The sequence below is a fragment of the Streptomyces sp. NPDC048258 genome, assembly GCF_043201995.1.
GTDB lineage: Bacteria > Actinomycetota > Actinomycetes > Streptomycetales > Streptomycetaceae > Streptomyces.
The window spans coordinates 1-12,332 of sequence record NZ_JBICZH010000054.1 but is presented as its reverse complement, the minus strand read 5'-3'; the positions used below and the strand labels follow the sequence as shown (position 1 = coordinate 12,332).

Annotated in this window: 8 protein-coding genes and 2 pseudogenes; 4 read left to right on the top strand and 6 right to left on the bottom strand. The window is 67.7% G+C overall.

What is annotated here, in order from left to right:
• Window positions 1-106: 106 nt before the first annotated feature.
• Window positions 107-505 carry a DUF6193 family natural product biosynthesis protein gene (locus ACGFYQ_RS41825; protein WP_393752562.1) on the bottom strand — a complete coding sequence of 133 codons (399 nt, stop codon included), beginning with the start codon at window positions 503-505 and terminating at the stop codon, window positions 107-109.
• Between the two features lie 165 nt (window positions 506-670).
• Between ACGFYQ_RS41825 and ACGFYQ_RS41820 the strand changes: the two are divergent.
• Window positions 671-2,112, top strand: a pseudogene (locus ACGFYQ_RS41820) (NF041680 family putative transposase).
• A gap of 480 nt (window positions 2,113-2,592) precedes the next feature.
• Here ACGFYQ_RS41820 and ACGFYQ_RS41815 read toward each other — a convergent pair.
• The 3 genes and pseudogenes from ACGFYQ_RS41815 to ACGFYQ_RS41805 form a co-directional block, all read right to left on the bottom strand.
• Window positions 2,593-4,054 (bottom strand): annotated as a pseudogene (locus tag ACGFYQ_RS41815) (NF041680 family putative transposase).
• 153 nt (window positions 4,055-4,207) lie between these two features.
• Entirely contained in the window at window positions 4,208-4,879 is a 672-nt protein-coding gene (locus ACGFYQ_RS41810) for a response regulator (RefSeq protein WP_393752560.1), read from the bottom strand.
• Window positions 4,876-6,051 (bottom strand): sensor histidine kinase, encoded by a 1,176-nt coding sequence (locus ACGFYQ_RS41805; RefSeq protein WP_393752558.1) that lies wholly within the window; start codon window positions 6,049-6,051, stop codon window positions 4,876-4,878. The genes ACGFYQ_RS41810 and ACGFYQ_RS41805 overlap by 4 nt, the downstream gene beginning before the upstream one ends.
• Before the next feature lie 225 nt (window positions 6,052-6,276).
• Between ACGFYQ_RS41805 and ACGFYQ_RS41800 the strand changes: the two genes are divergently transcribed.
• Together ACGFYQ_RS41800 and ACGFYQ_RS41795 are read left to right on the top strand one after the other, a co-directional pair.
• A complete protein-coding gene (locus ACGFYQ_RS41800; RefSeq protein WP_393752556.1) occupies window positions 6,277-7,197 on the top strand; it encodes an ABC transporter ATP-binding protein in 921 nt (306 codons plus the stop codon).
• Window positions 7,194-8,027: an ABC transporter permease gene (locus tag ACGFYQ_RS41795; RefSeq protein WP_393752554.1), complete on the top strand. Its 834-nt coding sequence runs from the start codon at window positions 7,194-7,196 to the stop codon at window positions 8,025-8,027. Before ACGFYQ_RS41800 ends, ACGFYQ_RS41795 begins: the two co-directional genes overlap by 4 nt.
• 474 nt (window positions 8,028-8,501) lie before the next feature.
• Here the strand turns inward: ACGFYQ_RS41795 and ACGFYQ_RS41790 are convergent, their stop codons facing one another.
• On the bottom strand, window positions 8,502-9,050 hold the full coding sequence (locus tag ACGFYQ_RS41790; RefSeq protein ID WP_393752553.1) for a hypothetical protein: 549 nt from the start codon (window positions 9,048-9,050) through the stop codon (window positions 8,502-8,504).
• A gap of 709 nt (window positions 9,051-9,759) precedes the next feature.
• Complete coding sequence (locus tag ACGFYQ_RS41785; protein WP_393752551.1) at window positions 9,760-9,972, bottom strand: hypothetical protein; 213 nt, start codon at window positions 9,970-9,972, stop codon at window positions 9,760-9,762.
• Window positions 9,973-10,725: 753 nt separating this feature from the next.
• Here ACGFYQ_RS41785 and ACGFYQ_RS41780 point away from each other — a divergent pair.
• Window positions 10,726-12,075, top strand: a complete 1,350-nt coding sequence (locus ACGFYQ_RS41780) for a hypothetical protein (protein WP_393752549.1) — start codon at window positions 10,726-10,728, stop codon at window positions 12,073-12,075.
• The last annotated feature ends 257 nt before the right edge of the window (window positions 12,076-12,332 follow it).

Sequence of the window (12,332 nt, the reverse complement as noted above, 5' to 3'; positions counted from 1 at the left end):
CCTCATGAGTCGACGCCTCACCCGCGAATCCACACCGAACTGGCGCGACAGCTGACCCCTTTACCAAACACCATCGACAGGACAAAACGCTCTTTAAGCTTGTTCTTTAACTTTCGCCCGTCTGCGATTGGTGCTCAGCTGCCTCGTGAGTCGCGAGCTCCTCGGGTGTGCCCACGAAGGCGGGACCACAGCCCAGCGGCAAGCGTTCCACGACCATCGCGATGGCCTGTTGGGGTGTATCCGCCGGCCCTACAGACTCAGTGCGGAGGGGCCCCGAGACCCAGTAACCGCCTCCGGCTGCCGGTTGGATGTAAGGGATGTCCCACGTGTGCCGAAATTCGGTGCAGCGGCTGAAATGCAGTTCACCCATCCCAGTCCAGGGAAACAGCTGGCGCAAGCGGGGCTCTGCGTATGCGGCGGCCAGAAGCGCAGTCCGTACGCGCCCATCAGCCCGTACGGCCTGCCAGCCTGCCTCGACGATCGCCGTCGATGAAGTCGTGTCCACCAGGTCATCATGCAGGGCGTCGGTCCGCCTGGATCGCCCCCGTCGACGATCGAACGGTCCCTCGAACTTGATCACCCGAGCAGGGAAATCCTGAACGTGGAGGCGGCCTTCGTCTGATCATGTGCTCCGACCAAGGTGCACGCGACCGAGACGAAGGCCGTGAGGGTGAGCCTGCTGCCTGATGCTGTCCGGAGGGAGGCGTTCGCGGAAGCGTCACGCTTCCGGGGAGAGTTCTACGAGTGTCTGACCGCTCGACGCGACGAGTTGTTCGAGCTGGTGGACGCGGTGCTGTGTGCGGACGGTGCGGTGAAGTCCCCGGTGGACTTGACGCTGCTGCCTGAGCATCGTCGTGGGCACGGAGCGATGTACGGCGGCCTGAACCGAGGCCGGATCGACTTCGGTCGGCTGCGGACGGCGCTGGCCGGGCTGTCGCTGCCGCGTTTCGACGGCGGGCGCCTGGTCCTGGCGGTCGATGTGTCGCCGTGGCTTCGCTCGGACGCGCCGTGCTCGGCCGATCGGCTGTTCTGCCACGTCTACGGCCGCGCGAAGACGGCGTCGCAGTTCATCCCTGGGTGGCCCTACTCCTTCGTGGCCGTGCTGGAGCCGGGTGCCACGTCCTGGACCGCGATCCTGGACGCGGTGCGGCTCGGACCGGTGGACGACGCGACCGCGATCAGCGCCGCCCAGTTGAGGGGTGTCGTCGAGCGGCTCATCGCCGCGGGCCAGTGGCAGGCCGGGGACCCGAATATTGTGATCGTCAGCGATGCCGGCTACGACGTCACCCGCCTGGCCTGGGTCCTGCGCGACCTGCCGGTCGAGCTGGTCGGCCGGGTCCGCTCCGACCACGTCATGCGCCTGCCGAAACCACCGAGGATGCACGGCATCAACGGCCGGCCGCCCAAGCACGGCCCGGAATTCCGCTTCACCAAGCCGGAGACCTGGCCCGAGCCCGCGATCACCACGATCACGGACACCACCAACTACGGCAAGGCCGAAACCCAGGCCTGGGACCGGGTCACCCAAGGCTTACTCACCGTTCCTCCTGGCTCGACCACGACGGTGAACTTCCCTTGGTCGAGGGCACGTTGATGCGGTTGAAGGTCGAGTATCTGTCGAAGGACCGAGATGCCCCGCCGGTGTGGTTATGGTCCTCGAAGACCGGCGCCACCCCGGACGACGTGGACCGCTTCTGGCAGGCATTTCTCCGCCGCTTCGATCTGGAACACACCTTCCGCTTCGCGAAGCAGACCCTGGGCTGGACCACCCCGAAACTCCGTACTCCCGAGGCGGCGGACCGCTGGACCTAGATCCTGATCGTCGCCCACACCCAGCTCCGGCTCGCCCGGCCGCTCGCCGCGGACCTCCGTCGGCCCTGGGAGAAACCCACCACCTCCGACCGGCTCACCCCGGCCCGGGTTCGCCGGAGGTTCAGGAACATCCGCGCTCACCTCGCCTGCCCGGCCCGTGTTCCCAAACCCCGAGGCGCCGGCCCCGGACGGCCACCCGGCGCCAAGAACAAACACCAGGCACCCCGCTACGACGTCGGCCAGACCGTCAAACGCCCCGAGACCCTCAAGGCCATCGGCAAGCCTGGAAGATCTTGGTAGATAAAGAACAAGCTAAGCTTGTCGTTTAACGTCCGGCCTACGCGTGATCAGTACAAGTCGTCGAGTTGATGTACGAGGTTCCGAAGTTCGCGAGCTCGGCGGCGGGACATGCCGTGTATCACAGCGTCCAGGAACTCTCGCGCTTCGAGTGGACTTCCGCAGCCTTGCCAACGACCGCAGCAGTCCTCCACCCACTCGGCGTAGAGCCTGTGGTGCGGGCTGTGAACGAACTCTCGCCAGATTCTGATGGCGTCGGCTGTGCCGCCTGGCCACAGGTATGTTCGACACGTCTCGACTCTGGCGATTTCGGCGTGAGCCGGTGAGGACAGGCCTGCGATGAGGGGTCGGGGGGTGATCTGGTGCCGCGGCTGCTGCTTGGTGCGGACACGCCCAGGCCGTCTACGCGGCATGGGCCTTTCTGCGGAACGTCATGCAGTGATCCTGCCAGAGGCGACCGCATCGTGGCACCTCAGTTCGGGGTCAGTTCGTGCGTCGCGGCTTCGTGCCTTTCTTGTGGTGGGCGGGTCGGCTGTATGCCTCTGCGGTGGCGAGGACTCGACCCACGTCATGGCGGATGGCCAGCCGACAGTTCTTCGAACCGGGTGGCCGACCTGGCCCGGGCCGGGACGTTTCGGTGCACCCGCTGGGAGCCGGTCTTCGTGCGCAGGTTTCTGAACCCTCTCCGAACCCGGGCGGGCGTGAGTTTGTTCGGCGCGGCCGGTCTCTCCCAGGGCCGTCGAAGGTCGCTGGCCAACGGGCGGGCGAGCCGGAGCTGGGCATGGGCGGCGATCACCAGCCAGGTCCACCGGTCGGCCGCTTCCGGGCTACGAAGTCTGGGCTTGGTCCAGCCTAAAGTCTGCTTGAACAGGCGAAACGTGTGTTCAAGGTCGAAGCGGCGGAGGAATGATTGCCAGCAGCGGTCCACGTCATTCGGGGTGGCGTCGGTCTCTGACCACCACAGCCAGACCGGCTTGTTCACGCCGCCGCTGGGCAATTTCTCGACTGCCAGGCGGATGATGGTGCCCTCGATGACGGGCAGCGGTCCGTCGTGCTCGACCCAGGCTGCCCGGCGGGTCAGCCGCGGGTGCAGCCGGTCCCACGCCTGGGCGATCGCCTTTCCGTAGAGGCGGGTGTCCGTGGCCGTCACGGCCTGCTCGCCGCCCCAGGTGGCCGGGTCGCCGAAGACGAATTCGCCGCCGTGTTTGGGCGGGCGGCCGCCCTTGGGGTCGTAGACCCGCAGTGGTGTAGGCCGCCGCATCACACGGTCTGAGCGAAGGCGCCCGAGGATCTCGACGGGCAGCCCGGCGAGCAGATGGGCGATGCGCGGGGCGTCGTATCCAGCGTCCAGCACGACCAGGACCGCAGGGTCTCCCTGCTGCCATTGGCCGGCGTCGACGAGCCGCTCGACGACCTCGCGGATCTGCACCGTGGTCACAGCGGCGATGTCCGCCCCGGGCTCCAGACGGACCGCATCAAGCACCGCTGTCCAGGACGTACGGCCGGTCTCCAGCGCTGCCACGACCGAGTACGGCCAGCCCGGAACCATCTGGTGCTTGCCCTCGCCCCGGCCGAACGTGTGGCAGAAGGACCGGTCAGAGCTGGTCTCAGCATCCGGCCGCAGCCACGGCGAGACGTCCACAGCCAGAACGAGTCGGCCGCCCGCCGCCCTTGGCAGAGGCATTCCAGCCAGGGATCGACGCAGCCGGGATACGTCGATCCGCCCCTGGTTGAGCCCACCGTAGAGGGCCCCGTGCCCGCGGCGGTGCTCGGGCGCGAGCGCGAGGTCGACCAGCGTCCGCACCGGCCCGTCTGTACACAACAACGCATCGCATATCTCGAACAACGCGTCGCCCCGCGCGATCAGACACTCATACAACTCCGCCCGGAAGCCTGACACTTCCGCGAACGGATCCCGCAGGACGCCCTCACCCAGCAAACTCACGACCCCGGCCTTCGCATGATCAGATGCTGTGACGGAGCACAGGATCAGCCGTAGGCTGCCTTCCCGTCCGCTGAACTGCGAAAACGCAGATCAAGTTCGAGCCGCGTTCGACGTAGGACGTTAAACGACAAGCTAAGGGGCCCAGGGACGCGCTCAACCGGGCAGAGTGACGAGCCCCATCTCATAGGCGGTGATGACGAGCTGGACCCGGTCCCGGGCACCCAGTTTGGTGAGCAGGCGTGACACGTGGGACTTGGCGGTGGCCACCGTGATGAAGAGGTCCTCCGCGATCTCGGTGTTCGACAGGCCGCGCCCGACCAGGGTCAGGACCTCCCGTTCCCGTTCGGTGATGCCCTCGACCGGCCGTGGGGGCCGCTTCGGGGCGGCTTCGGGGCGCCCGGCGAACTCCGCGATCAGGCGGCGCGTGACACCGGGCGCGATCAGCGCGTCGCCGGCGGCGATCACACGGATCGCCGCGAGGATGTCGTCGAGTGCCATGTCCTTGACCACGAAGCCGCTCGCTCCGGCCCGGAGCGCGCCGTAGACGTAGTGGTCCTCGTCGAAGGTGGTCAGGACGAGGACGCGGGTGGTCGCCGGGCCGGTGGTGATCAGGCGAGTGGCCTCGATCCCGTCCATGCCAGGCATCCGGATGTCCATCACCACGACGTCGGGGCCGATGTCCCCAGCCAGTTGGACCGCCTCGGCACCGTTGGAGGCCTCACCGACGACCTCCAGGTCGGGGTGGTCGGCCATGATCACGCGCAGGCCGGACCGCACCAGCGGCTGGTCGTCGACGAGCAGGACACGTACGGGACCGCCGGTCATCGGGCCTCCACCGGAATTCCGACGGGTTCGGGCAGCGGCAGCCGCGCAGCCACCCGGAAGCCGCCCTCCGGGCGCGGTCCGGCACTGATGCGGCCGTGCAGCAGGGCGACCCGCTCGCGCATGCCCACGATGCCGAAGCCGTGGGCCGGGCCGTCCTCGGTGGCGCCGCGCCCGTCGTCGACGATTTCCACGGATAGTTCCCCGTCCCCGTACTCGATGCTCACCCTGCAGTGTCCGGTGCCCGCGTGGCGGACCACATTGGTCAGCGCCTCCTGGACGATACGGTAGGCCGACAGGTCGATGTCGGCCGGCAGCGGGCGCTGTTCCCCGTCGCGGCGCACGTCCACGCGTACGCCGGCGTCCGCCGTCGTCGCCGCCAGCCGTTCGAGGTCCACCAGTCCGGGCGAAGGCGTGAGCGGTGCCCGCCCCGAAGCCTCCGCGTCCGGGTCAGCTTGACGGAGTGCAACCAGCGTGCGCCGGAGGCCCGACAAGGTCTCTCTGCTGGTGGCTTCGATGGCTCGCAGGGCCTCGCGGGCCTCCTCAGGCTGTGTCTGAATGACCCGGCTCCCCACCCCGGCCTGGATGGCGATGATGCCGATGCTGTGCGCGACCATGTCGTGCAACTCTCGGGCTATCCGCAGCCGTTCGGCGACTACGGCCTCGGCCACCTCCTGTGCGCGCAGCTCCACCGCGTGCTCGCGGCGCTCGCGGATCAGTAGACCGACCGTGCAGGCCGCGGCCATCGCCAAGAGGGCGATCACGAGGTTGACGGTCAGGCTGTCGCCGTGCGCGAAGCCGCCGACGAGCAGCACTTGGACGACGAGGGATGTGGCCACGGCGACGGTCGAAGCCCGCCGCGCACGGGTAGCGACGATGAAGCCCAGGACGAGGTCCACCGCCAGATACGGCAGAAACTGGCCCTGGTACGAAGCCGACAGGTCCACATGGGCGGAGCTCGGCGGACCCACCGCCACGGCGGTGGATCCAAGGAGCAGCACAGCCAGGGCCAGGACAGGCCCGCGTCGCAGGACGCCGACGAGCAGGCACGCCGCCAGCAGCGCCCCGACGCCGTGGACCGTGCCCGAAGCCCGCGACGCACCTCCTATGAGCAGACCCACCGCGAGGACGTAGAGGACGCCCCCCACCCAGGCCATGGCCTTCGTTCTCATCATCAGAGGTGTGCCCTCTCGAAGCGGTGCGCCCGCTCAAGAGGAAGGCCGCGCGGTGCGACGCGCGCGGGCAACGGGGTGGTCGGTATGTCGTTCATCCTGCGAGGTTATCCAGCCACCGACCCCGCGGCATCGGCCCGTGGGCGTACGCCCACGGGCGAACCCGGCCGCACGATTGCCGCCCACGGCCCCATGACCGGACGGGGCCCTCCCGGCAGTGTTGTCCACGTGATCGAAGTCAATGAACTCACCAAGCGCTACGGCAGCAAGACCGCCGTCGACCTGCTGTCCTTCACCGTGCGGCCGGGCCAGGTCACGGGCTTCCTCGGCCCCAACGGAGCCGGCAAGTCCACCACCCTGCGGATGATCCTCGGCCTGGAGTCGCCCACCGGGGGCGCCGCCACCGTCAGCGGAGTCCCCTTCCGCAGCCACCCCCGCGGCCTGCGGCACGTCGGCGCCCTCCTCGACGCAAGCCAGGTCCACGGCGGACGCACCGCCACGGCCCACCTGTCCGCCCTGGCCCGCAGCAACGGGATCTCCCCGCGCCGGGTGGACGAGGTGCTGCACGAAGTGGGCCTGGCCGAGGCGGCGACCCGCCGCATCGGCGGGTTCTCGCTCGGCATGAAGCAACGGCTGGGGGTCGCCACCGCCCTGCTCGGCGACCCGCCGGTGCTGATGTTCGACGAACCGGTCAACGGCATGGACCCCGAAGGCGTGCTCTGGATGCGCCGCCTCTTCCAGCGCCTCGCGGCCGAGGGCCGCACGGTCTTCCTCTCCAGCCACCTCATGTCGGAGATGGAGAACACCGCCGACCAGCTCGTCGTCATCGGCCGGGGCCGGCTCATCGCGGCCGAGTCGGTACGGGACTTCGCGGCCCGCAGCACCGGCCTCGGCGTGGTGGTGGGCACGCGGCAGGCAGCCGAGCTGACGGCGGTGCTGACCGCCGCCGGCGCATCGGTCGAGCCGGAGGGATCGGCGGGCGCCGAGAAACTCGCCGTGACCGGACTGCCGGCGGACCGGATCGCCGCGCTCGCCTTCGAGAACGGGATCCTGCTGAACGAGTTGACCACCCGAACCGCCTCTCTGGAGGAGGCCTTCATGGAACTCACCGCCGACAGCGTCGAATACCAGGCAGGACAGCCCCGATGACCACACCCGCCTCCGTCCTCGCGACCACTCCGGCCGCGTCCCTCGCCGAGCCGCCCGCCCGCTTCCTCGACCTGATCGCCTCCGAGTGGATCAAGATGCGGTCCCTGCGCTCCACCCCGTGGGCCCTCGCGCTCATCACCCTGTTCGTCATCGGGTCCGCCGCCGTGGCCACACTGGCGGACAAGGCCGCGGGCTCCGAACCCGCTGATTTCCTGGCCTACGACACCTTCTCCTCGCCCGGCTACATGACGCTGATGCTCGTCGCCGGAAGCATGGGCGCCCTCACCGTCGTCAGCGAGTACAGCAGCGGCCTGATCCGCACCACCACCGTGGCCGTCCCCGCCCGCGGCGCGGTCGTGCTGGCCAAGGCGGTCGTCACCGCCTTGCTGTGGACCGCGGTCGGCACGGCCGCCGCCATCGGCTCCTTTTTCGTCTCCCAGGCCATCCTGGACGGGCACGGTGCCGCCGTCCCGATCACCCACCCCGATGTGCTCCGCCCGCTGGTGGCATCCGCGCTGCTGGCTCCGGTGTGCGCCCTGACCGGCCTGGGCCTCGCCGTCCTACTCCGCCATGCCGCTGCCACCATGCTCACCAGCGCCTTCACCCTGCTGATGCTGCCCACCATGTTCTCGGAGAGCAACCGCTGGTCCGCCGACATCAAACACACGATGGTCTCGGCCGCCTGGACCCGCCTCGTCCAGACCTGGGAGCCCGATCCCGGATCCCTCGGCTACACCGCCACGCTCCCCAGCTCCTGGATCGTGTACGCCCTCTGGCCGCTGATCGCGGTCGCCCTCGCGGTGGCCGTCGTACGGCATCGCGACGTGTGAACGTGCCTCCGAGACGCGCGTATCGCGCCCCGGGTGTCCCGTCTCATTCGATCTTGCCGCCGGGCGGCGCCGTGGCCTGCGCAGAGACAAAGACGGGTGAGACGCCGAAGTCCCCTCCTCTCGCTTGACGTTGTCGGCCAGATGCGTTTCCCAGACTCCCTGCCAATGTGCGGCAGCGCAACGACCTGGACTGTCTAACCCGACCTTGTCCCCCACCTGCGAATCGGAGAACGTCCGGTGAGACGACGGCAAGATCCCGTGAGACGGGACAGCAAGGCCCTGATGCTTCTCGCAGCCTCAATTGTCCCGTCTCCAAAGATCTGGTCCCCGTCTCAGGTGATCTGGCCCGGTTCGCTCGTGGTCTCAGCTGTTCTGGTTCGCCCGACTGTCCCGTCTGAACACCGTCCCACCTAGAACAACGTGCCGCGTGATCAACCTGGAGCGTCCGTGGGAGGGGCAGGAGACTTCAGGGGCTCACTGCCGTGGTTGCCATTTATCGAATGCCCAGCCTGGGTAGGAGGCGTCGAGGTACGGCAGGTGTGCGTCCCAGTCCACAGTTGTCAGCGCTTGAACCTGTTGCAACGTGATGCGACCGCCCGAGTCGATGTTGAACCCCCAGGAGAAGCCTGCCAGCGGCAGGACACGCCGTCCGGCGTCATCCATCGGTGTCCACGCCAGGTAGCTGTGGGCCGTCCAGGTGAGGGGGTCTCGCTTGGCTCGTGACGGTGCGTCAAACAGTGTGGGGTTGATACCGAAGAACGCGTACGGCGCCGGGGCATCCTCGAACAGGTAAAACGGGTCCATGTCAAAGGCGGCCCCGGAGGATGAGTTGTCCGTCGAACGCACCAGCTGGACCCAGCCGAACAGGGACCGGTAACCCTTGCCCGGATAGTCCACCACAGCGGTGCAGCATGGGAAACCATGGGCTGAGGGGGGCTTTCCGATCGCAGCGGGATCATCGACGCAGTCCAGCGTCACCGTCACTGCACCTTGCATGTCGTCGCGTAAGAAGGGAATGATCACGACTTCACCCTGCCGTTCGGACACTTCAGTGGCAAGGGCGCAGACGGGCCAAGAGCCCACGGCATGGACCGGACGATGTCCTACGCCGGTACCGATTCGCCATCACAGGTCGCTCGTTGGGGTGATGCATTCCGCGTTCGGGTCATGGGGCTCTGCGGGGCGTTCCACCCTCGCAGTGCAGGGCCGAGGGCGGTGGGGAGGTGTTCGTGGGCGAGCCTGCGGAGGCGGTGCCCGCCTGGGAGTACGCATCGGACGTCCATGTGGGGTTCGTCGGTGCTGACGGAGCCGGACGGATCTTGATCTGGTCGCTCCAGGTCAGAGCCGGTCTCGCGGACCAGATCCTTTGCGACGGGACAACAGGTGTCCTTTGCCATCCAATCGAGGCGTTTGACAGCGAACCCAGCCACTTCGGCTTCCGTGACAGTGAACCTAGTCGTGCGGGGTGAGCACGCTGGTGTTGTATGGCCGTACCGGCTGGGACGGACGGAGCCGTGCCGTACGTCGAGGTGTAGTGCCCCTGCTGGACTGCGCGACGGCCAGGTTCGAGGGCGCGGTTCCGGTACGGCCGTTTCGGTGGTCGCGGGGTTCGCGGGGTTCGCGCGATTTCCCGGGCTTCACCGTGGCGCTCGACGGTCAGGACCCGGAGCACTGGGTGCGTCGAGCGCCCGCCTTGCTGTGTTCGTCTTCCGCTGGTGCTGTGCGTGGATCGTCACAGCAGCCAGGCGCTGAGCAGGGTCAGCAGAGCCATCGCCAGCGTCATGACTGCGGCGAAGGTGGCGCCTGCCCGCAGACAAGCGGCAGGAACAGATGCTCCGTCCATGCGGTGGAGCATGCCTGCGATGCCTGCGATGCCCGCGGCGACCAGGGCGGCCATGAGGATGAGCAGGACGATGAAGACGACGCGGGTCGGCGTGAAGTGCATGAGTTCCCCCTTGATCCCGGAGTGATTTGCCGCCCGCATCTCGGGTGGCCTGCTGGGAGGCTCGCAACGGCAGGAGGTGTCCGGCACGCCAGCCGGACGGCTTCGGTGCAACCGCCCCTCCGGTGCTGGTCGAGGGCATACGCTGGGGCTTCAGCTGTCCGGCAGGTGTCCGGACACCATCACCGAGTAGCGGGTGAGGCAGGGCACTTGAGTACCGACGAAGGAGAAGAACCCGCTCAGTACTTCACGGACCTGCTTCTCTCACTCGGCTGGCTACGCACCCTGACAGGTCCCTCCTGGAGGGACCTTGAGCGGCAATCAGGTGTGGCCAGCAGCACCGTTCAGGACTGGCTGAAGCAGGGCTGCATCCCGGATGAGGTCGACGGGGTGAAGAAGATAGCCGCGCTGATCCTGGACGCGGCCCGGCAAGACCACCGAGCGAGTCCCGAGGCTGTCGCTCGTGTCGCCCACGTGAACTGGTCGGCAGCTCACAGTGCCGCTCAGGCAGCTCGGGCAGGTCTGCGTGGGGAACAGGCCGCGTCGAGGAGATCGCAACGCGTGAGCGCAGCGCGGACTGCTCGGGAGCGAATCGCCGGATTGTCGGACGGGCCCATTCCCATGGCGGACTGGGACGCCCAGCAGCTGAACGTTCATGCAGCGGCCCCACCCGCAAATGGCAGCGCGGCGTCAGCCGCGTTCGTGGTGCCCACCTATGTACGGCGCCCGCACGACGAGGACGTCCGCCGTCGGCTGATGAGCATCGCCGACGATTCGCGGACAGAGCTGCTGGTGCTGCGCGGCGGATCGTGCACGGGGAAGACCCGCACGGCCTACGAGGCCGTGAAGCAGCACCTTCCCGACTGGCACCTCATCTACCCGAAGACCGCGGATGCGCTGATCGGCGCTATCGAGGCGAACGCCATCACTGAGAAGACTGTGCTGTGGCTCGACGATGCCCAACATCTCTTCGAGCGGCCTGCCGGCGATAACGCGGCTGCAGCTCTACGCCGGCTGCTGGAGCGGCCAGGCCCCGTCATCGCCTTCGCCACAATGTCGGCAAGCGCCCACAGGCGGCTGACTACCCCTGCGATGCGGGATGAGCGGGACATCCACCCCAACGCCCGAGCCCTGCTCCGCCCGTGGCCCGCCATCGACGTGCCGGAGGAGTTCACCGGCGAGTCACTGGACGAGGTCTACCGCAAAGCGGAGAAGGACTCCGTTTTCAACGCAGTACTCGTGTCCGTCGCCTACCGCGGAGCCCTCACACAGACCCTGGCGGCGGGTCCCGACCTCATGGACCACTGGCTCCACGCCACCTGTCCCTACGGCAAGGCGGTTCTGACAGCCGCGATCGACGCCAGCCGCCTGGGCGTAAGCAGGCCGACAACCGCCTTCCTTCTCGGCGCTGCCCCGGGGTACCTCCGAGCGCACCAACGAGCCGAAGCCCCGCAGGACTGGGGCCAGAGAGCATTGGCCTACGCATACGAGCTCAGGAAGGGTGTCGCCCGCGCCCTCAACCCTGTCCCCCTCTCCGAGGGAATGGGAGCCGAGCCCAACGTCCACGCCCTTGCCGACTACCTGGAGGAACACGCCGCACCGTTGAGAGAGGGCCTTGCTCCTCCTCCCAGTTTCTGGACTGCCATCGTGCATCAAGCCAGCACATCACACGAACTATGGCGGATCGGATGGGAGGCCGACCGGATTGGGTTCGACGCTCAAGCCGAGCAGATGTTCGCCAGAGCGGTCGAGGCATCCGGCCATGAAGAAGCACTGTGGGGACTCGCCAGATATCGCGAGCTTGCCGGAGACCATCAGGAAGCCGAAAGGTTGGCAGAGGAGTCCGAGCGTGCCGGCAACTCCTACGCCTTCCGAAGGCTCATGAAGATGCGGCCCTGGCCGGCGAACGCCGAGCTCGCCATCAAGGCCGACCTGGCTGGCTACCCGCATGCTCTGACTCGGCTCACCTGGGAGCTAGAGCACCATTTCGATGACTGGGACGGCCTCATCGAGGTGTGGCAGATGGCGGCGAAAGCTGGAATCGGAGTTCCGGACTGGGTGCCGAAGGAACCCGTGAAGAAAGACGAATGGGGATCAACGGCGTAAGCGGGCAGACGCTGCAAGCCGTCGGCCGGTCACTTCGGTGTGCACGCGAGCGTGGGCCATCTCGTCCGGATGGAGGTACTCGACTCGCGAGGCGGCGGACAGTAGCCCTCTTGGAAGGGCCTATCCGTCGATGCATCCTCGCCACCCTGGACTAACTGATCGTTCAGAATGCCGCCCTGCGGAGACGCTGTCGGCCCCGTGAAACAATCCCTTCAGTCACAGGCTCAGGGGGGATGACGCCGTATGGAACGGGTTGG

Excerpts from the sequence above, each read along its gene's own strand:
- ACGFYQ_RS41795 (WP_393752554.1), top strand. The coding sequence starts at position 7,194 with ATGACCACACCCGCCTCCGTCCTCGCGACCACTCCGGCCGCGTCCCTC.
- ACGFYQ_RS41785 (WP_393752551.1), bottom strand. The coding sequence starts at position 9,972 with ATGCACTTCACGCCGACCCGCGTCGTCTTCATCGTCCTGCTCATCCTC.
- ACGFYQ_RS41810 (WP_393752560.1), bottom strand. The coding sequence starts at position 4,879 with ATGACCGGCGGTCCCGTACGTGTCCTGCTCGTCGACGACCAGCCGCTG.
- ACGFYQ_RS41780 (WP_393752549.1), top strand. The coding sequence starts at position 10,726 with ATGAGCATCGCCGACGATTCGCGGACAGAGCTGCTGGTGCTGCGCGGC.
- ACGFYQ_RS41805 (WP_393752558.1), bottom strand. The coding sequence starts at position 6,051 with ATGATGAGAACGAAGGCCATGGCCTGGGTGGGGGGCGTCCTCTACGTC.